The following is a 23,332-nucleotide window of genomic DNA, read 5'->3' on the forward strand; positions in this document are numbered from 1 at the left end:
GCGACGGGCGGTGCGAGTGTGCCGCGCCTCAGGCCCCGGTGGTGAGCGGAGACGGCACGGCGGGCGCGTGCTGGGCGATGCGCTGGTAGTCGTCCACGGTGAGGTCCTCGCCGCGGGCCGTGGGAGCCACGCCCGCCGCGAGGAGCACCTCCGAGGCGGCGGCCGCGCTGCCGAAGATCCCGGACAGCGCCTGCCGCAGCATCTTGCGCCGCTGGTTGAATGCGGCGTCCACGATCGCGAACGTGCGACGGCGCTCCTCCACGGGTCCGCGCTCGCCCTCCGAGCGATCGAAGCCGACCAGGAGGCTGTCCACGTTCGGCACCGGCCAGAACACCTGACGCGACACCGTGCCGGCGAGCTTCCACTCCCCGTACCAGGCGGCCTTCACGCTCGGCGAGCCGTAGATCTTCGACCCGGGCTTCGCGGCGATCCGCTCGGCCACCTCCGCCTGCACCATCACGACGCCGCGCTGCAGGTAGGGGAAGCTCTCCAGGAAGTGCAGCAGCACCGGCACCGAGACGTTGTACGGCAGATTCGCGACGAGCACGGTGGGCTCGCCGGGCAGCTCGGTCACCCGCAGGGCATCCGCGTCGACCACCGTGAGCATGCCGTCGGCGACGCCGTGCTCCGCGACGGTCTGCGGCAGGCGCGCGGCCAGTCGGTGGTCGATCTCCACCGCGGTGACCGCGGCGCCGGCCTCGAGGATCGCCAGTGTCAGCGATCCGAGCCCCGGCCCGACCTCGACCACGCGCTCCCCCGGCTGCACGCGCGCCGCCTGCACGATCTTGCGCACGGTGTTCGCGTCGACCACGAAGTTCTGCCCGAGCTTCTTGGTGGGGGTGACATCCAGCTCAGCGGCCAGGCGACGGATCTCGGTGGCGCCGAGCAGGGTGACGGTCATGCACCTATTCTCGCCGATCGCGGGAAGACCTCGAAAATCGCTATCCTGCCGGGATGCCCTCACTCGGTGAACTGATCGCGCCGCGCCGTCTGGGCAGGGACTTCCGCTGGCTTCTCGCTTCGTCGTGGACGAGCAACGTCGGCGACGGCGTGGCTCTGGCCGCCGCTCCCCTGCTGATCGCCTCGATGACGTCCTCGCCGATCCTGGTCGCATCCGGCGCGATCCTGCAGTTCCTGCCCTGGTTGCTGTTCGGGTTGCACGCCGGCGCGATCGCCGACCGCTTCGACCGGCGTCGGCTGGTGATGGCCGCGAACGCCGCCAGGGCCGTCGTGCTCGCCGCGCTGTGCGTGTTCCTGGTGACGGGCCTGGCGAACATCTGGATCGTGCTGGCGGTCGCGTTCCTCTACGGCACGGCGGAGGTGTTCGTCGACACCGCCGGCAGCACGCTGCTGCCGATGCTCGTGAGGCCGGCCGACCTCGGCATCGGCAACGCGCGCCTGCAGGCCGGGTACCTGGTCGCGAACCAGTTCGCCGGTCCCCCGCTCGGCGCGTTCCTGTTCGCCGCGGGCCACGCCTGGCCGTTCCTGCTCGAGGTGCTGTGCGTGACGCTGGCCGTGGTGCTGATCTCCCGCATGGCGCAGACCCCCGTGCCTCCCCGCGCGGACGCGGGGGCGCACCCGCCCGTGCACACCGACATCGCGGAGGGCCTGCGGTGGCTGTGGCGCAACCCGCCCGTGCGCATGCTGGTGCTCATCATCCTGGTCTTCAACGTGACCTGGGCCGCCCCCTGGGGCGTGCTCGTGCTGTACGCGACCGAGCACCTGCAGATGGGAGCCGTCGGCTACGGGGCGCTCACCACGGCGTCCGCTGCCGGCGGCATCCTCGCGACGCTCAGCTTCGGGTGGCTCGAACGGCACGTCTCCTTCGCGACGCTCATGCGCATCGTGCTGTCGCTGGAGGTGCTGATGCACCTCGCCTTCGCCCTGACGACCTCGGGCGTCGTGGCCCTCGTCATCATGTTCTTCTTCGGCGCCTACGCCTTCGTCTGGGGCACGATCTCCACCACCGTGCGGCAGCGGCTGGTGCCCGCCGAGCTGCAGGGGCGTGTGGCCTCGGTGAACATGGTGGGCGTCTTCGGCGGCATGATCGTCGGGCAGGCGCTCGGCGGCGTGATCGCCCAGCTGTGGGGGCTGACCGCCCCGTGGTGGTTCGCGTTCGGCGGTGCCGCGATCACCCTGCTGCTGGTGTGGAAGCCCATCTCGCACATCGTGAGCGCGAAGCCGGTCGCGCAGACAGGGCCGGACGACGTGGACGCTCAGCCCGTGAACGAACCGTAGACCCGCAGGGTGTTCTCGGCGAGCTGCGCGCACAGCTCGTCGACCTCCAGGCCGAGCTCGACCGCCAGGAAGCGCACCGTGATCGGCACGAGGTAGGGCGCGTTCGGGCGCCCTCGCAGCGGCACCGGCGTGAGGAACGGGGCGTCGGTCTCGACGAGGAGGCGGTCGAGCGGCGTCACCTTCAGCGCGTCGCGGAGGTTCTGCGCGTTCTTGAAGGTGACGTTGCCCGCGAAGGACAGGTGATACCCCGCCTCCGCGCACACCCGCGCCATCGCGGCGTCGCCCGAGAAGCAGTGGAACACCGTCTTCTCCGGAGCTCCGACGCGGGTCAGCGTCTCCAGCACCGCGTCGTGCGCGTCGCGGTCGTGGATCTGCATCGCGATACCATGCTTCTTCGCGAGCGCGATGTGCGCCTCGAACGACTCGAACTGCGCGCCGCGACGCTCCGGCTCCGTGCGGAAGAAGTCCAGGCCCGTCTCGCCGATCGCCCGGGTGCGCGGATGCGCGGCGAGCTCGTCGATCACGGCGATCGCCTCGTCCAGCCGCCCCTGCTCGGCGTAGGTCGGCGCGTCGTTCGGGTGGATCGCGACCGCCGCCAGCACACGCGGGTCGGACGCCGCCGCCTCGACCGCCCAGCGGGAGGACTCGATGTCCCCCGACGCCTGCACGACGCCCGCGATCCCCACGGCGGCGGCCCTGTCGAGCTGTTCCGTGAGCGACGGCGGCTCGTCCCCGTCGAGGATCTCCAGGTGCGCGTGGTTGTCGTACACCGGAACCCGCAGTGGCTCGGGCGCCGCCGGATAGCGCAGATCCTTGCGCCCGTCGCCCGAGCGCTCGCGCACGTAGGTCTCGGCCATGTGCTCAGGCCGTCAGGCCGTGGACTCCACCCGCGGGAAGAGCGGCGCGAGGCCGTTGACACTCGTGCCCGGCTTCAGCACCCCCCAGGCTCCGGCCTCGCGGATCGGCTGATCCTGCAGACGGCCCAGGGTCTCGGCGGCGCCGAGCGCGATCCACAGCTTCTCCGTGGACTGCGGCATCACCGGCGACAGCAGCACGGCGAGCGCCCGCAGCCCCTCGGCGCAGGTGTACAGCACGGTGCCGAGGCGCTCGCGCTTGTCCTCGTCGCGGGCCAGCGCCCATGGCTCGTTCTCGGTGATGTAGCCGTTCAGCGCGTCCACGATGGTCCAGATCGCGGAGATGGCCTCGTCGATGCGGAACTGCCCCACCGCGGCATCGGCCTTCGCGGCGGCGTCGGCCACGATCTGCTGGATCGCGAGGTCCTGCTCCGTGTACGCGGCGGCCGGCGGCACGATGCCCTCGAAGTACTTCTCGATCATCGCGGTCGTGCGGGAGGCCAGGTTGCCGAAACCGTTCGCGAGCTCCGCCTGGTAGCGGGCGGACAGGTCCTCCCAGGAGAACGAGCCGTCCTGACCGAACGCGATCGCGGAGAGGAAGTAGAAGCGGTAGGCGTCCGAGCCGAACACGTCGGTGATCTCGGTCGGCGCGATGCCGGTGAGCTTCGACTTCGACATCTTCTCGCCGCCGACGAGCAGCCAGCCGTGCGCGAACACGCCCTTCGGGACATCGAGCCCTGCGGCCATCAGCAGCGCCGGCCAGATCACGGCGTGGAAGCGCAGGATGTCCTTGCCGACCACGTGGTACGCGGGCCAGCGGCGCGCGAACGTCTCCTCGTCGGAGCCGTAGCCGACGGCGGTCGCGTAGTTGAGCAGCGCGTCGACCCACACGTAGATGACGTGCGACTCGTCCCACGGCAGCGGGATGCCCCAGTCGAACGTCGAGCGCGAGATGGAGAGGTCCTTGAGGCCCTGGCTCACGAACGACACGACCTCGTTGCGCGCCGAGTCCGGCCGCACGAAGTCGGGCTCCGTGCGGTACAGCTCCAGCAGGCGGCCCTGGAACTCGCTCAGCTTGAAGAAGTAGTTCTTCTCCTGCAGCAGCTCCAGCGGCTTGGAGTGGATCGCGCACACCTTCAAGCCCTCGAAGGGCCCGGTGCCGTCCACGATCTCGGACTCCGGCTTGAACTCCTCGCAGCCCACACAGTAGAGCGCCTCGTACTCGCCCGCATAGATGTAGCCGCGGTCGTACAGGCGCTGGAAGAACGTCTGCACGTTGGTCTCGTGCCGCTCCTGCGTGGTGCGGATGAAGTCGTCGTTCGCGACGTCGAGCGTCTTCAACAGCGGGAACCAGCTCTCGCTGACGAGCTTGTCGACCCACTCCTGCGGAGTGACGCCGTTCGCCGCCGCCGCCCGCAGCATCTTCTGCCCGTGCTCGTCGGTGCCCGTGAGCATCCACGTGTCGTCTCCCGCCTGGCGGTGCCACCGCGCGAGCGTGTCGACGGCCACCGTCGTGTACCCGTGGCCGATGTGCGGCACGTCCGACGGGTAGTAGATGGGCGTGGTGATGTAGAAGGATTCGCCTGCGGGCATGGAGCAATTCTAGGTGGCGCGGCGAGGGTGGTTACGCGCTCACGCGACCGTCACCTCGACCCGGTGCCAGCCCTGTGCGCCGTCCGGCACCGGGGCCGCTGTGTCCGCCGTCTGGGTCTCCCCCTCGGCGTTCACGGCCCGGCACTCGATGGTGTGCGTGCCGCTCTCCGCCGCCCATGGCAGGCGCCACTGCACCCAGGTGTCCGCGGAGATCGCGGTCGCCAGCTCCGCCCGACGCCACGGGCCGTCGTCCACCCGCACCTCGACCGCCTCGATCCCGGTGTGCTGTTGCCACGCCATGCCCGCGATCACCGCGTCGCCCGCGTCGATGCGCTGTCCGCGGCGCGGCACGTCGATGCGCGACTGCAGCTTGATCGGCCCGCGCTCCGACCACCCCCTGGTCGTCCAGTACGCCGCCGCCCGGTCGAAGCGCGTGACCTCCAGCTGCGTCACCCACTTCGTCGCGGACACGTAGCCGTACAGCCCCGGCACCACCAGGCGCACCGGGAAGCCGTGCTCCAGCGGCAGCGGCTCGCCGTTCATGCCCACGGCCAGCAGCGCGTCACGCTCGTCCGTGAGGGCCTCCAGGGGCGTCGAGGCCGTGAAGCCGTCCGCCGAGGTCGACAGCACCATGTCCGCGTCGGGAGCAACGCCCGCCCGCGACAACAGCTCCCGCACCGGGTATCCGAGCCAGCGGGCGTTGCCGATCAGGTCGCCGCCCACCTCGTTCGAGACACAGGCCAGCGTGACGTCCGCCTCCTGCAATGGCAGCGCCTGGAGCTCGTCCCACGTGAGCACGACCTCGCGCTCGACCATGCCGTGCACACGCAGCGACCAGTCGGCCGGGTCGATGCGCGGCACGATGAGCGCGGTGTCGATGCGGTAGAAGTCGGCGTTGGACGTGACCACCGGGGCGAGGCCGGGGATGTCGAGCTCCGCGCCCGGGGGCACGGCGGGGGCAGGGCGTGCCGCCACGGGCAGGCGCAGGGCCGCCCGCACCGCCTCGACCGAACGGGTGGCTCCCCTGGCGATCGAACCGCCGATCAGGGCGACGAGACCGACGGCGGCGGTCCCGGCCGTCCAGAGCAGGAAGCGACGACGGTCGAGCCCGTCGGGATCGAGTCCCGCGACCGGGCGGAGGCGCCCGATCAACAGGCGCAGCGTGACCGCCGCGACCAGTCCGGCGACCAGTCCCGGCAGCCAGGCGAACGGCCCGGCGCCGGGACGGATCATCGCGACGACGAGAGCGAGGGCGCCGAGCGCGCCGAGGACGACCGCCCCCGCGCCGGACCAGCGTCGCTCCAGGATCCCCGCCAGGGCGGCGACGACGGCGAGCACCACGGCGATGCCGGCGAGCAGCGCCGCCTTGTCGCCGGTGCCGAACAGCGCGATCGCGGTGTCCTTGGCCCAGCTCGGCGCGAGGTCGATGAGCCCGCCGCCGATCACCGCGAACGGACTCGCGCCCGGCTCGACCACGGCGGCGACGAGCTCCCCCAGGGCGACGCCGAGCAGCGCGGCGCTCAGCCCGGCGGCGGCCGCGCGGATCACGTCGCCTCGGCTCGTCCCCGCCACGTGCGTCATGTCCCGAGGGTAGCCCCCGCGAGGCGCCCGTGGCTCGGTCCCGGGTCGCAGATCCGCAACGCCCCGCGGATACACGAGCGCCGGGTCAGAGCGCGTTGCGGCGGGCGACCTCCCCGAGCCACGCGAGCGAGGGCTTCGGCGTGCGCGCGAACGTCTCCCTGTCGAAGGCGATGAGGCCGAACGTGGGCGCATACCCGCTCGCCCACTCGTAGTTGTCCAGGGCGCTCCAGTGCTGGTAGCCGCGCACGTCGATGCCGTCCGCGATGGAACGATGCAGTCCCTCCAACGCGCCCCGGGTGTACGCGATGCGGCGGGAGTCGTCGGCCGTGGCGATGCCGTTCTCGGTCACGAGCACCGGCACGCCGCCGCTGCGCTCCCAGGCGCTGCGCACGCCCAGTTCGAGCGCGGGCGGGAAGAACTCCCAGCCGGTGAGCGTGGTCTCCACGTCCTCCGCGACCGGTCGAGGCCCCTCGGGCCCGATGAAGGTGCGGGTGTACGCCTGCACGCCGACGAAGTCGTCGCCGGCGGACTGCTCCAGGTACCAGTGGTCGCGCGGGTCGCCGTAGGCCGCGAGCATCTCGTCGGCGCCCGGCTCACCCGTGGAGTGGAACGCCTGCGTGGCGATCGTCCACCCCGCCTGCACCCCGGGCAGCGTGTGCAGGATGTCCGAGGCCCGGCGGTGCGCGGCGAGCAGGGTGTCGGCGACGCCCAGGTCCGGGTTGGGCAGCCCGTAGGCGACGAGGTTCGCCGCATCCTCTCCCCCGGCGAGCATCGCGGCGATGTTCGGCTCGTTGATGGTGCACACGTAGCGGACGCCGTCGAGGATCGGCAGCACCGTCTCCACGTAGCGCGAGAACAGGTCCACCGCGTCGTCGGCGCGCCAGAAGCCGTCCCGCTGGAACCACTGCGGCACCGTGAAGTGCATGAGCGTCACCGTGGGGTCGAGTCCGTGCTCCCGCGCCGTGTCGATCATCCGGCGGTAGTGGTCGAGCATCGCCCGTGACACGAAGCCGCGCTCGGGCTCGATCCGCGCCCACTCCACCGAGAAGCGGTAGGAGTTCAGTCCCGCCTCGGCGAGCAGAGCCATGTCCTCCGGGTAGCGGTGGAGGTGGTCGGCGGCGTCTCCTGAGGGCTCCACCATGGGCGAGTCGGGGGCGTGTTCCATCGCCCACCAGTTGCTGGTGGTGTTGTTGCCCTCCACCTGGTGGGCGGCGGTCGCGGCGCCCCAGAGGAAGCCGTCGGGGAATGCGAGCACGGATGCGCTCCTCTCGTTCTTCTATCGGATTCGTGATGGATTGGGCACCGCGTCGAGCAGCTCGACCGTGTACGGGTCCTCCGGATGCTGCAGCACCTGGGAGGTCTCGCCGCGTTCGACCACGCGACCGCCGTTGAGCACCAGGATGTTCTCGGTCACGAGGCGGGCGCTCAGCAGGTCGTGGGTGATGTACAGCATGCTGATGCCCCAGCGCTCGCGCAGGTCCTCCAGCAGCGCCAGGACGCCGGCACGCAGCGACACGTCGAGCATCGACACCGGCTCGTCGGCGATCAGCACCTGCGGGTCGCTCGCGAGCGCCCGGGCGATCACGACGCGCTGCCGCTGGCCGCCGGAGAGCTGATGCGGCAGCTTGGCCGCGAACTGCTCCACGGGGGTGAGGCCGACCGTCTCCAGCAGCTCGAGCACGCGCGCCCGCGCCTCGGCCCCGCGCAGCTTCGTGTAGTTGCGGATCGGGCGGGACAGCGCATACTCCACGGTGTGCAGCGGGTTCAGGGCGGCGTACGGGTCCTGGAACACCATCTGCACGTCCTTGCGCAGCTCGCGAAGGCCCGCTCTCCTCAAGGCGGCGACGTCCGTCTCGCCGAACCGCACCCGGCCGGCCGTCGGCTTCTCCACGCCTGTGATCAGCTTCGCGATCGTCGACTTTCCCGAGCCCGACGCGCCGACCAGTGCCAGAGCCTCGCCGGGCTCCAGCCGGAAGGACACGTCATCGACGGCGACCACCGGATCCTGTCCGCGTCGCGGCGCGGGGTAGCGCTTGGTCACGCCGTCCAGCACGATCGCGGCGTCGGCACGCCGGGCGTCGCGGTGGGACACGGTCGGCAGCGTCTCGGTCACATCCGTCCGGCTGCGGCCCTCGCGGCGGCGGGTGCCGAGGTCGACGAAGCCGGGGATCTCGATGACCTCGGCGCGCGGGTCGGCGTAGTGGCTCAGCAGCATCCGGGTGTAGGCGTCCTGCGGGCGGTGCAGGATGTCCTGGCTCGGCGCATCCTCCACGATGCGTCCCTCGTGCATCACCATCACCCGGTCGGTCGCCTCCAGCACGATGCCGAGGTCATGACTGATGAGGATGGCCGTGAAGTGCTCCGACCGCTGCAGCTCCTGGATCGTGTCCATCACGGCGTGCTGCACGAGCACGTCGAGGGCGGTCGTCGGCTCGTCGAACACCATGAGCTGCGGCTCCAGGGACAGCGCGAGGGCGATGGAGGCGCGCTGCCGCATGCCGCCGGACAGCTCCCCGGGGTAGCGCTCGAGCACCTCGGCCTTCAACCCGACCTTGCCGACGAGTTCGCGGGCGCGGGCCTCGCGCTCCTCCCGCGGCACATGCCCGTGCGCCGCGAAGATGTCGCGGAAGTGGTTGCCGACCGTGCGCACCGGGTTCAGCGCGTTCATGCCCGACTGCAGCACCATCGCGAAGCCGCCCTGCCGCTGCCGTCGCAGCCCCTCCGCGTCGAGCTCGCGGATGTCGCGGCCGTCGAACAGGATGCGCCCGCCGCTCAGGCGTGCCGGGGGCTTCTGCAGCCGGGTCAGCGCGAAGCCGAGCGTGGACTTGCCGGAGCCGGACTCGCCGACGAGCCCGACGAACTCGCCGCGGCGCAGCGTGAACGACACGTCGTGCACCGCCTGCACGGGCTCCTGCCCCGGCGAGGCGTACTCGACGGACAGGTTCCGGACGTCGAGGAGGATGTCGTCGTGCTCCATGGCGCTCATCGCCCCTTCCCTTCCCGCAGGCGCGGATTGGAGATGCCGTCCACGCCGAAGTTGATGAGTGTGAGGCTGAGGGCCAGCAGCGCGATGCACAGACCGGGGGCGAACAGCAGCAGCCACTGCCCGGTGAGCAGGGAGTTGGAGTTCTGGGCCCAGTAGAGCATGGTGCCCCAGCTGACGATGCTGGAGTCGCCGAGGCCGAGGAACTCCAGGCCCGCCTCCGCCAGGATCGCCGCCGTCGCCGCGCCGAACAGGGTGCCGGCGATGATCGAGGTCATGTTCGGCAGGATCTCCCGGAACACGATGCGTGCCGCACTGTCGCCCGAGAACTGCGCGGACGCCACGAAGTCGTTCCCGCGCAGCGACTGCGTCTGGCTGCGCAGCACGCGTGCGCCCCACGCCCAGCCGGTGACCACGATCACGGCGATGATCATGAGGATGCCGCCGTTCTGCAGGTACGCGGCGATCACGATCATGAGGGGAAGCCCGGGGATCACGAGGAACAGGTTCACGATGAACCCGACGACCTCGCCCGCGAAGCCGCGCATGTAGCCCCAACTGAGACCGATCAGCACGGCCACGATCGTGGACAGGATGCCCGCAGCGAAGCCGACCAGCAGGCTGACCTGCGCGCCGTAGATGAGCTGGCTGAGCACGTCCTCCCCCGCGGCGGTCGTGCCGAGCCAGTGCTCCCACGAGGCGTCCGCGTTGCGCTCGAAACCGTTCTCCTTGGGCCCGTACGGCGCCAGCAGCGGCGCGAAGACGGCCACGAGCACGAAGAAGGCGAGCAGGCAGAGCCCGATGCGGGCCTTCCCGTTCGACCACAGCGTGCCGACCATGCGTCCGACGGCGCGCCAGGGGCTGGGCGCCGCGATGCGGTCTGTCGGGATCTTGACGTTCATGGTGGAGGTCATCGGCGAGTCCTTGGGTCGAGAACCCCATAGAGGATGTCCACGAGGAAGTTGGCGACGAGCACGCTCACGGTGATCATCAGGAAGAGCGCCTGCATGAGCGGGTAGTCCTGCCCGATCACGGCGTTGAACAGCAGGTAGCCGATGCCCGGATACCCGAACACCTGCTCCACGAGGATCGAGCCGCCGACCACCCCGCCGAGCGTGAGCCCGAAGCCGGTGAGGTTCGGCAGGATCGCGTTGCGGGCGGCGTACCGCAGGGCGATCGTGCGACCGCGCAGACCGTTCGCCTCGCCGAACGTGATGTAGTCCTCGCCGAGCGTGTTGATCATCGCGTTGCGCATCCCGATGATCCACCCGCCGAGCGAGGTGAGCAGGATCGTCAGCGCCGGCAGGAACGCGTGCCGCACCAGGTCGACGATGAAGTCCCAGGTGAAGCCCGGCGTGGTGGTCGCCGAGTAGGCGCCCGTGGTCGGGAACCAGTGCAGCACGTAGCCGAGGAAGAACAGCAGCAGCAGCGCCGTCCAGAAGTAGGGGAACGTGCTCAGGAACGACCCGGTCAGCGTCGGCAGCGAGTCCAGCCAGGTGCCGCGACGCCAGGCCGCCATGACCCCGATCAGCGTGCCGATCACGAACGCCAGGATCGTGACGATGCCGACGAGACCGATCGTGTACGGCAGGGCGGTCGACACCATGCTCGCGACGGTCTGCGGGTAGAACGTGTAGGAGACGCCGAAGTCGAGCCGCACGACCTGACCGAGGTAGGCGACGTACTGGTCCCAGAGGGAGCCGGTCGGCACGCCGAGCTGCGCCTCGATCGCCGCGCGCGTCGCGTCGGAGACGGGCCCGTTCTGCGAGAGCTTCGCGATCGCAGCGTCGGCGGGAGAGCCGGGCATGAGCCGCGGGAGGAAGAAGTTCAGGGTGACCGCTGCCCACAGCGTGAGCACGAACAGGCCGAGCTTCTGGAGGACGTACTTCACTGGTCGCCTCCCTTCACGCGCGTCAGATGGGTGAAGATCATCAGCGGTGCCGAGTCGTAGTTCTGCGGGATCATGTACGGGTCGTCGGCGGAGGGCCACCCGGTGAACTTGGCGTCGTTGAAGAGCCCCCAGATGCCGCCGTAGTACATGCCGATCACCGGCAGCTCGTCGTACACGATGCCCTGCAGCTCATGCACGATCTCGCTCTGGCGCGCGGGGTCGATCGTCTCCCGGTACTCGGCGAGCAGCGCGTCAGCCTCCGCCGAGCGGTAGCGCTCGAAGTTGTTGGTGGTCGACTCGCCGGACGGCACGTAGAAGTCGCTGGAGAGCAGGCTGTTGAACGCCTGGTAGACGTCGCCGTTGCCCATGCCGCCGATCGCCATCTCGAAGTCGCCGTTGCCGATCGCGCTCTGGTAGCCCGCGGGCTGCGGCAGTTTGAGCGAGACGGTGATGCCGATGTCGTCGAGCTGGCTCTGCACGGTCTGCGCGGCGCGCGTCCAGTCGGAGAAGCCGTTGGCCGTGGTGAGGGAGAACTCGAACGGCTCCCCGTCCGGACCGACCAGGCGGTCCCCCTGCAGCGTGTAGCCGGACTCAGCGAAGGCGGCGAGCGCGGCATCCCTGTCCTGCGTCAGCATGCCCTGCGCAGGGATGTCGGGGTCGAGGTACTCCTCCTGGTTCGGCAGGATGAGCCCGGTCTGCCCCGCGGGCTGCATGTAGCCCTCGGACGCCGTCTCGGCGATCTCTTCGCGGTCGAGCGCGAGGGCGATGCCGCGGCGGACGTTCACGTCGTCGAAGGGCGCGACCTCCAGGTTCGGCACGAGCGAGATCACGCCGCCCGGCGGGAACCACCAGGTGTTGTCGGGGCTCGCGGCGCCCCACGTGCCCTCGACGTCCGAGATGAAAGAGTAGGCCCAGTCGTAGCCGCGCGTCACCGTGTCCAGCTGGGTGTTGGTGGCGGGGAGGATGATGTGCTCGATCTCGATCCTGTCCGCCTGCCAGTAGTCGGGGTTGCGGTCCATCGAGTACTGCTGGTCGTTGTAATTGCCGAGCACGAACGGCCCCGTCCCCACCGGGTCCTCGTTGCGCCAGGTCCCCGGGTCCTCCACGTCCGCCCACAGGTGCTCGGGCACGATCATGGTCTGCCCGATGATCGACAGCGAGGGCGCATCCTCGCTCTGCAGGTGGAAGATCACGTCGCTGCCGTCGACCTCGATGCGGTCGAGGTGCTGCCAGGCGCCCTTGATGTCGAGCGACGGTTCGTCTTTCAGCAGCTGGAACGTGAAGGCGACGTCATCGGCGGTGAACTCCTCGCCGTCGCTCCAGGTCACCCCGTCGCGCATGGTCATGACGATCGTGCGGGCGTCCGGCTGCGTCCACTCGGCTGCCAGCCAGGGGTTGAGCTTCCCGTCGAGCGGGTTCACCAGGATCAGCGGCTCGTAGATCCACCGGGAGGCGGTGCGGGTGTTGGTCAGGTACGGGTTGAAGTTCTGGGTGAAGAACGGGTTGCCGTGGTCGGCGTTGATGAGCATCGTGTCGTCGCCGATCGACGGGTCGGGCTGCGAGCTGATCTGGATGCTGCAGCCGCTGAGCGCGACCGCCGCGGCCGCGAGCCCCACGACGGCGGCGCGGCGCCAGCGTCGGAAGGTGTGCGTCTCTGCCACTGGATGACCTCATGTCGTCTCTGTCATGAAGGGCGCTCCAGGGGGCGGAGCGTCCGCGCGGTCGAAGCCGCACGAGCGAGTGTAAGCGCATACATTTCCGTGATGCAACCCCTTGACGCGGAACGGGCGGCGGTCAGCCGCGGGCCAGAGAGCTCTCGCGCAGCAGGATCTGCAGCGGCAGGCGCGCGACGACGGGCGCCGCATCGGGGTGCTCCAGACGCCGCGACAGCACCTGCACCGCGGCCCGTCCGAGGTCGATCATCGGCTGCCGGATGGTGGTGAGCGGTGGTGCCGAGACCGCGGCGGCGTCGATGCCGTCGAAGCCCGTCACGAGCACGTCCTCCGGCACGCGGATACCCGCTTCCCTGAGCACATCCAGCGCCCCGAGCGCCATCTGGTCGTTCGCCGCGATGAGCGCCGCGGGTGCCTCACCTCCGCGCAGCAGATCCTCCGCCGCTCGCCTTCCCGAGGCCCGAGTGAAGTCGCCGCGCAGCAGGATCAGGTCATTCGGAGCACGACCCGCCTGCGCGAGCGCGGCCACCACGCCCTCGCGCCGCTGCTCGCCGTCCGGGGAGTCCGCCGGACCCGCGAGGAACGCGATGCGCCCGTCGCCCACCTGCGCGAGCACATGCCGCGTCAGCTCCCCCATCGCCTCGGCGTTGCTCACCGTGACGTGGTCGTAGTCGTCGCCGCGCGGCGGTCCGGAGAGCACCACGACCGGGATGCGCCGGGCGAGCCGCGCCAGCACCTCGTCCGGCACGCTGCGGGCCAGCACCATCAGCCCGTCGACACGGCCGGCCATGTCACGCACGGTCGAACGGTCGGGGTCATCGCGCCCCACGCCCACCATCAGCACGAAGCCCTGCTTCCACGCCTCCAACTCGGCTCCGCGCAGCACCTCGTCGAGGAACAGCATCGAGCCCTGGGACACTGCCGGCTCACGCTCTTCATCGACCACGGTGAACGGTGGCGCCGTCGCGCCCTCGGGCGAGAGCACGTCGAGCTCCGGGGCGTCCTCCGCCGCGTCGAACCCGGGGAAGTACAGCCCGAGCACCCCCGTGCGGCGCTCGGCCAGGCCGCGAGCGCTGCCGCTCGGGACATAGCCCAGTGCCGACACCGCCTCGTGCACGCGCTCCCGTGTCGCCGGGCGCACGGCCTCCGGCGAGCGCAGCACGCGTGACACCGTGGCGATGGACACGCCGGCACGCTCGGCGACGTCGTACACGGTCGCTGCCTTGCTCACGCGTGGTTCCTCTCCGGGGTTCAGGCTGGAGTTCGGGCGGGGGTCCGGGCTGGGGTTCGGGCTGTCAGGACAGCGTAGAACAGCGCCGGGCACGCAGCGCGCCATGCGGGCGAGAGCTGATCTCGCCGGGCTCGCGCTCGCGCACCTCGGACCACTGCACGTCCAGGCCGACCGCGGCGAGCATCGGGGACAGCGCCTCCGCCGTCCAGAAGTACGCCGGGGTCACCGCGTGGGCGAAGCGCTCCCGCGGCTCGCCGTGGAAGTACCCGAGGAGCAGACTCCCGCCCGGGGCGAGCACTCGTGCGAACTCGGCGAGCACGTCCCGGAGCTCGGCCGGGGGTGTGTGGATCACCGAGTACCACGCGAGGACCCCGCCGACCGTGGCCGAGGCGTGCGGGAGCGCACGGAAGGACCCGCGTCGGAACGAGAGCTCCGGGTACCGCAGCCGCGCTCCCTCGACGAAGGCCGCGGAGACATCGACGCCGTCCACCTCGCGGCCGTCGTCGTGGAGGAAGGCCGCCCAGTGACCCGGGCCGCACCCCGCATCCAGCAGCCGCCCCGGCGTCTCGTCACGCCAGCGCCCGATCAGCTCCCGGTCACGCGAGTCCATCTGCGCCAGCTCCCCCGCGACCGCCCGGTACTCGTCCGCCCTGCCGTCGTACGCGGCACCCACTGTGGCGTCTGCGCGTTCACCGTCGGGCGCGCCGGTCACCGCCTGGGCGTCGCAACGCAGATTCGGCTCCGCGTCGCAGCTCTCCGCGGAATCGCTGCGACCCCGGCCCGGATCTGCGACGGCGTTCATCGCGAGCGCGCGGCGAGCGCGGCCTGGTAGAGGTCGCGCGAGGAGAGACCGGTCAGCGCGGCGACCTCGGACGCGGCATCCTTCAGACGCGTGCCGCCCGCCACCAGCGCCTGCACCTGAGCGAGAGCGTCGTCCGCCGAGACCTCGCGGCGCGGAGCGCCCTCCACCACGACCACGATCTCGCCCTTGACGCCCTCGGCGGCCCACGCCGCGAGGTCGGGGGCGGTGCCGCGGCGCACCTCCTCGTACAGCTTCGTCAGCTCTCGACACACCGCGATGCGGCGGTCGTCGCCGAACGCGGCGCCCATGTCGACCAGGGTCGCCGCGAGGCGCGAGGGCGACTCGAAGAACACCATCGTGCGCGGCTCCGCCGCCAGAGCCGAGAGCGTCGCCCGCCGCTCCCCCGGCTTGCGCGGAAGGAAGCCCTCGAACGTGAACCGGTCGGTGGGCAGGCCCGAGATCGCGAGAGCCATCAGCACGGCGCTCGGCCCGGGGATCGCGGTGACCGTCACGCCCTGCGCCACCGCCTCGGCGACCAGACCGTAGCCGGGGTCGCTCACGGTGGGCATGCCGGCATCGCTCATGACCACGACATTCGTGTCGGCGGCGAGGGTCGCCAGTTCCGCCGCCTTGTGCTTCTCGTTGTGGTCGTGCAGCGCGATCAGCCGCGGCCGGTTCTCGATCTCCAGGGCCCGCAGGAGCCGCTGCGTGGTGCGCGTGTCCTCCGCGACGACGACCTCCGCGTTCTCCAGCACCTCCACGAGACGCCGCGACGCGTCACCGAGGTTCCCGATGGGTGTGGCGGCGAGGATGATCACCCGCCCAGCTTAGGCGGGCGGTCGCGGAGCCCCGGTGCCGTCAGCCCGCGCGCGACGCCGCCAGCGGAGCATCGCGACCACGCAGCCCATGACGAGCACCACCCCGACCACGACGAAGACCACGCGGTACACGTCCTCCCGCGCCGTCGCCGCGTTGAGGAACGCCAGCGCCCCGCACAGCAGCGTCGCCAGCCAGCCCGTCACGGCCGAGCGGTCCGGCCGGGTGCCTCGTTCCGAGTGCTGGTGCATCTGATCGACGCTATCGGCGCGCTCCGCCGGACGACGCCGCGTCGCCCGTGGCAATCCACCGCTGCCCCGTCGCTGGGTCTGGGCACTACCTGTCGCCCCGAGCCCCGTCGCCCCGCTGGGGCGCGTCGTCGATCTGTTGTCCTGTTCCATGGCGCCGCTGCCGGCACCATCACCGCCATCGAGAGCGTGAGGCGGCAGCGGCGACGGAGCCGGCATACCGGGGAGGCCGAGGCGGGGTGTCTAGGCTGGAGCGGTGACCGCGCCCGTGCCCCTGCTCCCCTCCCCGGAGGACCGGCTGACGCGCTACGGGCGACTCCGCGACCGCGTGCTGCAGGCGCCCGACTGGGGTCGGGCCGTGGGGTGGCTCGCGCCGCTGCTGATCACGGCAGTGGCCGCGGTGCTGCGCCTCGTGAACGTGGGTCACCCGCACCAACTGGCGTTCGACGAGACCTACTACGTCAAGGACGCGTGGTCGCTGTGGAGTCTCGGCTACGAGGGCGTCTGGGGCGAGAACGCCGACGAGGCGTTCGTCACCCTGCAGGAGCTGCCGCTGACGAACAAAGGCGCGTTCATCGTGCATCCGCCGCTCGGCAAGTGGCTCATCGCGCTGGGCATGGCCATCGGCGGTCCGGACAACAGCGCGGGCTGGCGGCTGGCCACCGCCCTCCTGGGTGCGGGCTCCGTGCTGCTGGTGTATCTGATCGCCCGCCGACTGACCGGCTCCGTGGTCGCCGCGAGCGTAGCGGGAACCCTCCTCGCGATCGACGGCCTCAGCATCGTGATGAGTCGCATCGCCCTGCTCGACGGCATCCTCACCTTCTTCATCCTGCTGGGCGTGCTGTTCATCGTCCTCGACCGGCAGCGGACGATCCCGCTGCTCGAGCGCCGCGATCCGGACGCCCCCGATCCGCTGTGGGGGCCCGTGCTCTGGCGTCGGCCGTGGCTGGTCGCGGCCGGGCTCGCGTTGGGCGCCGCCTCGGCGGTCAAGTGGTCCGGCCTCTACGCGCTCGCGGGCTTCGGGCTCTACGTCGTCGTCACGGATGCGCTCGCGCGGCGACGCGGCGGCGTCGTCGTGTGGCCGGCGGCTGCCGTGTTCCGTCAGGGACCCGTCTCGTTCCTGCTGCTCGTGGTGCCGGCGTTCGCCGTGTACCTCGCAAGCTGGACCGGATGGCTGATCACCGACAAGGGCTACGACCGCGGCAGCGACGCGAACCCGCTCGTCGCACTGTGGAACTACCACCAGGCCATGTTCGGCTTCCATGTCGGACTCAGCCGCGGCCACCCCTACGCCAGCGCGGCATGGGAATGGCCGTTCCTCCTGCGCCCCACCGCGGTCTGGGTCGACCCCGACCCCACCGGCTGCGGCGTCGACCACTGCATCGGCGTGATCTCCGCGATCCCGAACCCGCTCATCTGGTACGCGGGGGTCGCGGCGAGCCTCTACCTGCTCTACCGTCTGGTGCGCGGCTGGATCACCCGGCAGCCCGTCGGCCCCGCGCTCAGCCTGCCGCTGGTCGGACTGGCCGTGACGTATCTGCCCTGGCTGATGTTCCCCGAGCGCACGATCTTCCAGTTCTACACGGTCGTGATGATGCCGTTCCTCGTGCTCGCGCTGACCATGACGCTGCGCATCATCGCCGGACGACGGGAGGACCCTCTGCCCCGCCGGCAGTCGGGCGAGCGGACCGTGCTCATCTTCCTGGCAGCCGTCGTCCTGATCTCCGCGTTCTTCCTCCCGCTGTGGATCGGCATGAGCGTGCCCTACGACTTCTGGCGCCTGCACAGCTGGCTGCCGGGCTGGATCTGATGGGCCGGACCTGACCCCGGACGGAGCGGCTCAGCCCGCGTCGTCGCCGGCGACGTGCTCGACCAGGGGCAGCACGCGACCCGAGAGGTGCGTGCGCATCGCGATGGACGAGGCCGTGCGCGCGACCCCCGGCACGACCGCGACGCGATCGAGCACCTCCTGCAGCTGTGTCGCATCGCGGGCCACCAGCCGCAGCTGCATGTCGCTCGCGCCCGTGACCGTGTGCATGTCCACGATCTCGGGCACCGCATCGGCCAGCGCCGCCGCCACGTCGTCGTGCCCCACCTTCTGATCGATCTCGACCAGGCAGAACGCGACCATCCCGTACCCGAACCCTGCCGGGTCCACCCGCGGCACGATCGCCTCGATCACCCCACCCTCGTGCAGCCGCGCCAGGCGACTCGTGGCGGTGCCGCGGGCGATGCCCAGCCGCCTGGCGCATTCGAGGATCGGCAGCTGCGGCGACTCGGTGAGCAGCCGGATCAGCTCGGCGTCGAGACGATCGATGCGCACCCGCTACTCCTTGACCACACCGGGCCGGGAGACACCGCGCGTCAGCCGCGCGACCACGAGCAGCACCACCGTCAGCCCGAGCGTGAGCAGCAGCTGCGTACGGGCGGCGGGGTCGACCATCGCCAGCGCGATGACCGCGGCGAGCAGCACGAGGCACAGCCACGAGATCCACGGGAAGCCCCACAGCCGCATCGGCATCGACTCACCCGCCCGATCCGCGCGGCGACGCAGCACGATCTGGGACACGGCGGTCGCGGTCCAGATCACGAGCAGCGTCGACCCCACGACGTTCAGCAGCGCGGGGAGGACCACATCGGGGAACGCCCAGTTCAGTCCCACCGTCACGAATCCGAACGCGACCGAGGCGAGCACGGCGATGTACGGCACGCCCTTCATGCTGGTGCGCGTGACCGAGAGGGGTGCCAGGCCCCGCTCGCCCAGGGAGTACGCCATGCGCGAGGCCCCGTAGATGTTGGCGTTCATCGCCGAGAGCAGCGCGACCACCACGATCAGGTCCATGACCAGGCCCACGCCCGGCACGTTCAGCGTCTCCAGCACCGCCGAGAACGGGCCCGCCTGCACCGCGGGGTCGTCCCACGGGAGCACGGCCACGATCACGAAGATGGAGCCGACGTAGAAGATGAGGATCCGGACCAGCACCTCGCGCACGATGCGGCGGATGTTGCGCGCCGGGTCGTCGGACTCGGCGGCGGCGATCGCCACGACCTCGGTCCCGCCGAACGCGAAGACGACGATGAGCAGCGCGGCGGCGATGCCCGTGATGCCGTTGGGGGCGAAGCCGCCCTCGTCCACGAGGTTCGAGATCCCGGTGGCGGGCACCCCGGGGATGAGCCCGACGATCGCGCACACGCCGACCACCAGGAACGCGATGATCGCCGCGACCTTGATGGCCGCGAACCAGAACTCGAAGCGGCCGTAGTTGCGCACCCCGAAGAGGTTCACGGCGGTCAGCGCGACCACGAAGACCAGCACCCACACCCACGCGGGGATCCCTGGCACCCAGTTCGCGACGATGCCGGCGGCTCCCGTGGCCTCGGCCGCGATCACCACGATCAGCTGGATCCAGTACAGCCACCCCACGGCGCTGCCCGCGCTGCGTCCCATCGCCTTCTGGGCGTACGAGCTGAACGCGCCGGAGCTGGGCCGCGCGGCGACCATCTCGGCGAGCATCGCCATGACCAGCACGACGATGCCGCCCGCCACCAGGTACGAGATCAGCACGGCGGGACCGGCGATGCTGATCGCCTGCCCCGAGCCGACGAACAGACCGGCGCCGATCGCACCGCCGAGCCCCATCATGGAGATCTGGCGGCGGGTGAGACCGGGGTGCAGCCCCTTCGTCGTCGTGGTCGTGACGGGGACCTCGGCGGTCATGCCGACACCTCCTCGAGCGCGGCGACGGCATCCGACGCGGGGGCCGACGCAGCGAGCGCCGCCTCGACGCGGTCGACGTCCTCGGCGGATCCGGAGGAGATGCGCACTCCCTCCCCCGCGAACGCGCGAGCGACGACGCCGCCCGCGTGCAGGAGCTCATCGAGCTCGGTCGTGCGCTCCCCCGCGGGCACCCAGACGAAGTTCGCCTGCGACCGCACGGCCGGCCACCCGGCGGCGGTGAGCACCGCGTGCAGGCGCTCGCGCTGCGCGACCACCTCGTCGATGCGCACGGCCAGCTCCTTCTCCGCTGCCAGGGACGCCAGGGCTGCGGCCTGGGCGAGATCGGTCACCCCGAACGGCACGGCGACCTTGCGCTGGGCCTCGGCGATCTCCGTCGGTGCGATGGCGTAGCCGATGCGCAGCCCCGCCAGGCCGTACGCCTTGGAGAACGTGTGCAGCACGGCCACGTGCGGGTGGCGTCGGAACAGGTCGATCCCCGCGCCGCGGCTCGCGCTGCGGTCGAAGTGCACGTAGGCCTCGTCGATCACGACCAGCACGTCCCGGGGCACGGCCGCGACGAAGCGCTCCAGGGCCTCGGCGTCGACCACCGTGCCGGTGGGGTTGTTGGGGTTGCACACGAACACCAGCCGTGTGCGCGGGGTGATCGCGGCGAGCATCGCGTCGAGGTCGTGGGCGTGGTCCGCGTCGAGCGGCACCGGCACGGGCACGGCTCCGGCGATGCGCACGAGCGAGGGGTACGCCTCGAAGGAGCGCCATGCGAACACGACCTCGTCGCCGGCACCCGCGACCGCGTGGATCAGCTGGGCCGCGATCTCCACCGAGCCCGCGCCGACCGTGACCTGCGCCATGTCGACGTCGTACCGTGCGGCGAGCTGCGCGCGCACGGCTGCGGCGCTCATGTCGGGGTAGCGGTGGATGCCGGCCAGGCGCTCCTGCACCGCGTCCACCACCGACGGCAGCGGCGGATGCGGGGACTCGTTCGAGGAGAGCTTGGAGGCGCCGGCGGGAGCGGAGCGCCCCTGCCGGTAGGCGGGCACGGCGTCGAGGCCGGCGCGGGCGGAGAGGGGCATCGTCAGAGCGTCCTTGCTGTGATCCGGGTGGGTGTCGCGCCACCCTAGAACGGAAGCGTGGTGCTGGGCAAACGGTGCACCGAAAGCTGCGCATCGCGCGCAGTCGAACCACGCGGCACCCCGGAGACCTGTGCAGATTGCACACCCGCAAACGAATCCGGAGACGAGCGCCCTTGGCCCCTGCCAGCGCCCCACCTCCGTCAGCGGGCTGTGACGAGCTCTGCGGGGTCGGAGACCGGCAGTCGGCACACGAACGCGCGACAGTCGTACGCACGTTCCGGCACGGCGTCCTTGCCCTCGAACAGCTCGAACCCGACCGCGGCGAACGCGGCGGCCTGCGCGGGCGACACGATCACGACGACGTCGGCGTCCACCCCGCGGGCGGCGCGGGCCAGCGCCCCCTCCGGATCGGCGGTCACGACCACGACCTGCCGCGGCGGAGCGACCAGATCAGCGGCGACGCGCAGCATGCTGCCGTGCGCGAAGGGCTGCGCGAGCGACCTCTCCGCGAGAGCCGCCACGCGAGCGGCCGCCTCCTCGCGGTACCGGTCCCCCGCGCCCAGTCGCCATGCCGTGAGGGCAGCGGCGGCCACCGCGGCCGCATCGGACGGCAGATCCCCGTCGGTGTGGTCGGGCGAGACCGCGATGCCCTGCGCCGTCAGCAGCGGGTCCTCGCCTCCGGTGCCGCGGAGCACGTCGTCGAGCAGAACGAGGGCCGTCACCGCCCAGGAAGCGTCGCCCGTGGCCGCGGCGAGGGCGAGCAGACCGTCCGCGAGCAGGGCGAGGTCGGCCGCGGTCGCCACGGCCGGGGAGGCCACGCCGTCGAGCGACGTACGCACGAGCGCTCCCCCGGCGTCTCGGTTGACACGCAGCACGGCGTCGGCGGCGGCCCGGGCGGCAGCGATCCACTCCGGCTCCGCGAACGCGACCCCGGCCCTGGCGAGAGCGCCGATCGCGAGACCGTTCCACCCCGTGATGACCTTGCCGTCGACGGCCGGCGGCTCCAGCCCTGCCCGCTCGGCGACAGGGCGCCGGTAGTAGCCGCCCTCGCTGCGCGCACCGTCGATCCACGACTCGGAGTCCTGCGCGGCGCCGAAGCCGCCGCCCTCTCGGCGCAGCACGCCCAGCAGGAAGGCGGCGATCCCTCGAGCGGTGGCCTCGTCGCCCTCGTCGACGGCCACGTCGAGCAGCTGCGCGTTGTCGGTGAGCATGCGCTCGTAGTGCGGCACCGTCCAGTCGCGCTGCGTCGCATAACGGAAGAAGCCGCCGTCCTCGTCACGCAGGTCGGATGCCGCCATCGCCGTGAGCGCGCGCGACGCTGCCTCCGTCGCCTCCGGAGCGTCGCGTCGGATGAGCGGGTGCTGGAGCAGCCGCAGCGTGGTCGCGACGGGGAACTTGGGCGCGCCGCCGAAGCCGCCGAACAGCCGATCCTCCCGCGCCGCGATCGCCTCTGCCGCCGTCACGAGCGCCGCGGCGTCGGGAAGAGCGGATGGCGCGGCCTCGGCGGCTCGCGCGAGCGCGTCGGTCACCGCATCGGCGGATTCCTCCGCCTGCGCGCGCCGCTGCGTCCACGCCTCTCGGACCGCGGCCAGCACGTCGCGGAACGCGGGCATGGGCGGCCGGGCCTCCGGCGGCCAGTACGTGCCCGCATAGAACGCGCGCCCGGCGGGCGTCGTGAACACGGTGAGCGGCCAGCCGAGGTTCTGCGTGAAGGCCGAGGCCGCCGCCATATAGGCGCCGTCGACATGCGGATGCTCCTCGCGGTCCACCTTCACCGCGACGAACCCCTCGTTGATCAGCGTCGCGGTCTGCGGATCGGCGAAGGACTCGCGCGCCATGACATGACACCAGTGGCAGGTGGAGTAGCCGATCGAGATGAGCAGCGGCACGTCCCGGCGCCGCGCCTCCGCGAAGGCCTCCTCACCCCACGGGTACCAGTCGACGGGGTTGTCCGCATGCGACCGGAGGTACGGGCTGAGGGTGTCGGCGAGCCGGTTCGTCATCCCCTCACGCTACGCCGCACGGCCGCCGCGGTCACCCCGCCAGCAGGTCGACCGGTCGTGCAGCCGCGTACCCGACGAGGGGCAGCGCGCGCTCCGCGGCGAGCGCAATGCGCGCCTCCAGCACCTCCGTGCCGATCGTGTAGCCGTCGAAGTCGGTGTCGCTCGCATAGACCCCCAGGGGCAGCGTGAGCGCCTGGAAGAACGCGAAGAGCGGACGCAGCTGGTGCTCGATGATCAGCGCGTGGCGCTCCCCACCGCCCGTGGCGGCGAGCAGCACCGGCTTGCCGACGAGCGCGTACTGCCCGACGAAGTCGAACAGGTGCTTGAACAGGCCCGTGAACGACGCCCGGTAGACGGGGCTTCCGACGATCAGCAGGTCGGCGGCCTCGATGGCCTGCAGCTGCTCCTCCACGTCGGCCGGCAGCTGGTCGCGGCGCAGCGCGCCCGCCAGGCTCGGACCGATCGCGGTGAGCTCGATGAGCCGCGCGTCCACCTCGGCACGCTCGGCGATCGCGGCGCTGATCGCGCGGACGAGGGCGGTGGTCTTGCTCGGCTCGTGCAGGGAGCCCGAGACGGCGACGACGCGGAGCGGAGCTGTCATGGCCTCGAC

General features: G+C 71.3%; 20 protein-coding genes. 2 read left to right on the forward strand and 18 right to left on the reverse strand.

Annotated elements, in window-relative coordinates; all coding sequences use genetic code 11:
* Positions 1–28 precede the first annotated feature (28 nt).
* The gene (gene rsmA, locus M3C17_RS15805) at positions 29–901 is read right to left on the reverse strand and encodes a 16S rRNA (adenine(1518)-N(6)/adenine(1519)-N(6))-dimethyltransferase RsmA (protein WP_259978862.1); all 873 of its coding nucleotides are present in this window, start codon (positions 899–901) and stop codon (positions 29–31) included.
* A gap of 53 nt (positions 902–954) precedes the next feature.
* Here rsmA and M3C17_RS15810 point away from each other — a divergent pair, with 53 nt between their 5' ends.
* Positions 955–2,238: an MFS transporter gene (locus M3C17_RS15810; protein WP_259978864.1), complete on the forward strand. Its 1,284-nt coding sequence runs from the start codon at positions 955–957 to the stop codon at positions 2,236–2,238.
* Here M3C17_RS15810 and M3C17_RS15815 read toward each other — a convergent pair.
* The 12 genes from M3C17_RS15815 to M3C17_RS15870 all read right to left on the reverse strand — a co-directional run bounded on the left by M3C17_RS15815 (position 2,217) and on the right by M3C17_RS15870 (position 15,913).
* On the reverse strand, positions 2,217–3,095 hold the full coding sequence (locus tag M3C17_RS15815) for a TatD family hydrolase (protein WP_259978866.1): 879 nt from the start codon (positions 3,093–3,095) through the stop codon (positions 2,217–2,219). The two genes, M3C17_RS15810 and M3C17_RS15815, sit on opposite strands and share 22 nt — an antisense overlap.
* Before the next feature lie 12 nt (positions 3,096–3,107).
* On the reverse strand, positions 3,108–4,685 hold the full coding sequence (gene metG, locus M3C17_RS15820; RefSeq protein WP_259978868.1) for a methionine--tRNA ligase: 1,578 nt from the start codon (positions 4,683–4,685) through the stop codon (positions 3,108–3,110).
* Between the two features lie 39 nt (positions 4,686–4,724).
* Positions 4,725–6,266, reverse strand: coding sequence for a molybdopterin-dependent oxidoreductase (locus M3C17_RS15825; RefSeq protein WP_259978870.1), 1,542 nt, complete (start codon positions 6,264–6,266; stop codon positions 4,725–4,727).
* 85 nt (positions 6,267–6,351) lie between these two features.
* Positions 6,352–7,521, reverse strand: coding sequence for a glycoside hydrolase family 1 protein (locus tag M3C17_RS15830; protein ID WP_259978871.1), 1,170 nt, complete (start codon positions 7,519–7,521; stop codon positions 6,352–6,354).
* A 21-nt stretch (positions 7,522–7,542) separates the two neighbouring features.
* Entirely contained in the window at positions 7,543–9,243 is a 1,701-nt protein-coding gene (locus M3C17_RS15835) for an ABC transporter ATP-binding protein (RefSeq protein ID WP_396820371.1), read from the reverse strand.
* Positions 9,244–9,248: 5 nt separating this feature from the next.
* Entirely contained in the window at positions 9,249–10,163 is a 915-nt protein-coding gene (locus tag M3C17_RS15840; RefSeq protein ID WP_259978875.1) for an ABC transporter permease, read from the reverse strand.
* Positions 10,160–11,140 carry an ABC transporter permease gene (locus tag M3C17_RS15845; protein ID WP_259978876.1) on the reverse strand — a complete coding sequence of 327 codons (981 nt, stop codon included), beginning with the start codon at positions 11,138–11,140 and terminating at the stop codon, positions 10,160–10,162. The genes M3C17_RS15840 and M3C17_RS15845 overlap by 4 nt, the downstream gene beginning before the upstream one ends.
* The gene (locus tag M3C17_RS15850) at positions 11,137–12,801 is read right to left on the reverse strand and encodes an ABC transporter substrate-binding protein (RefSeq protein WP_259978878.1); all 1,665 of its coding nucleotides are present in this window, start codon (positions 12,799–12,801) and stop codon (positions 11,137–11,139) included. The genes M3C17_RS15845 and M3C17_RS15850 overlap by 4 nt, the downstream gene beginning before the upstream one ends.
* A gap of 133 nt (positions 12,802–12,934) precedes the next feature.
* Complete coding sequence (locus tag M3C17_RS15855) at positions 12,935–14,044, reverse strand: LacI family DNA-binding transcriptional regulator (RefSeq protein ID WP_259978879.1); 1,110 nt, start codon at positions 14,042–14,044, stop codon at positions 12,935–12,937.
* 64 nt (positions 14,045–14,108) lie between these two features.
* Positions 14,109–14,756, reverse strand: coding sequence for a class I SAM-dependent methyltransferase (locus tag M3C17_RS15860; protein WP_259978883.1), 648 nt, complete (start codon positions 14,754–14,756; stop codon positions 14,109–14,111).
* An 86-nt stretch (positions 14,757–14,842) separates the two neighbouring features.
* Positions 14,843–15,664, reverse strand: a complete 822-nt coding sequence (gene rsmI / locus M3C17_RS15865; RefSeq protein WP_259978885.1) for a 16S rRNA (cytidine(1402)-2'-O)-methyltransferase — start codon at positions 15,662–15,664, stop codon at positions 14,843–14,845.
* A gap of 9 nt (positions 15,665–15,673) precedes the next feature.
* Positions 15,674–15,913, reverse strand: a complete 240-nt coding sequence (locus M3C17_RS15870; RefSeq protein ID WP_259978887.1) for a hypothetical protein — start codon at positions 15,911–15,913, stop codon at positions 15,674–15,676.
* A 253-nt stretch (positions 15,914–16,166) separates the two neighbouring features.
* Here M3C17_RS15870 and M3C17_RS15875 point away from each other — a divergent pair, with 253 nt between their 5' ends.
* Positions 16,167–17,720 (forward strand): dolichyl-phosphate-mannose--protein mannosyltransferase, encoded by a 1,554-nt coding sequence (locus tag M3C17_RS15875; protein ID WP_259978894.1) that lies wholly within the window; start codon positions 16,167–16,169, stop codon positions 17,718–17,720.
* 30 nt (positions 17,721–17,750) lie between these two features.
* On the opposite strand, the gene M3C17_RS15880 is transcribed toward M3C17_RS15875, so the two are convergent.
* The 5 genes from M3C17_RS15880 to msuE all read right to left on the reverse strand — a co-directional run.
* A complete protein-coding gene (locus M3C17_RS15880) occupies positions 17,751–18,233 on the reverse strand; it encodes an Lrp/AsnC family transcriptional regulator (RefSeq protein ID WP_259978896.1) in 483 nt (160 codons plus the stop codon).
* Between the two features lie 3 nt (positions 18,234–18,236).
* Complete coding sequence (locus tag M3C17_RS15885) at positions 18,237–19,628, reverse strand: amino acid permease (RefSeq protein WP_259978898.1); 1,392 nt, start codon at positions 19,626–19,628, stop codon at positions 18,237–18,239.
* Positions 19,625–20,719 (reverse strand): histidinol-phosphate transaminase, encoded by a 1,095-nt coding sequence (gene hisC / locus M3C17_RS15890; protein ID WP_259978899.1) that lies wholly within the window; start codon positions 20,717–20,719, stop codon positions 19,625–19,627. Before hisC ends, M3C17_RS15885 begins: the two co-directional genes overlap by 4 nt.
* A gap of 200 nt (positions 20,720–20,919) precedes the next feature.
* Entirely contained in the window at positions 20,920–22,722 is a 1,803-nt protein-coding gene (locus tag M3C17_RS15895) for a thioredoxin domain-containing protein (protein WP_259978900.1), read from the reverse strand.
* A 31-nt stretch (positions 22,723–22,753) separates the two neighbouring features.
* On the reverse strand, positions 22,754–23,332 hold a 579-nt coding region (gene msuE / locus M3C17_RS15900), incomplete at its 5' end, for an FMN reductase (protein ID WP_259978901.1).

It is taken from the genome of Microbacterium sp. p3-SID336, assembly GCF_025143365.1.
GTDB lineage: Bacteria > Actinomycetota > Actinomycetes > Actinomycetales > Microbacteriaceae > Microbacterium.